This window comes from Bacteroides caecigallinarum (assembly GCF_021530995.1).
Classification (GTDB): Bacteria; Bacteroidota; Bacteroidia; order Bacteroidales; family Bacteroidaceae; genus Phocaeicola; species Phocaeicola faecigallinarum.
In genome coordinates this window covers 1-255 of sequence record NZ_JADYTF010000360.1, presented here as the reverse complement: position 1 = coordinate 255, position 255 = coordinate 1, and the positions used below count along the sequence as shown (strand labels likewise).

At 52.9% G+C, this 255-nt stretch carries 1 pseudogene; it reads right to left on the bottom strand.

Annotation, left to right across the window (positions count from 1 at the left end):
* A pseudogene (locus tag I6E24_RS17030) lies at positions 1-255 on the bottom strand (IS4 family transposase); the annotation flags it as partial.

The window sequence follows — 255 nt, the reverse complement described above, 5'->3', positions numbered from 1 at the left end:
ATAATCAAAAGGAATCCTGTAGCGGATAGCGGCCTTGACCATCTCTATCAGCTTCTCGCCCTTACCCATGAAGTATTCTTCTTTACGTCCGGCTGCGTGGGAGCCTGCATCGCGTTTACGCTCATAGTGCCTTTTGCGTTGTTCGGCCGTCATCCCCTGTTCCTTGCCTTCCACTTTACCCTTCTCGCCATGAAGGGAAACGTCGAGCATGAACTGGGTGCGACCATCGCTCCAGCACAGCATGAGGGCCTTATA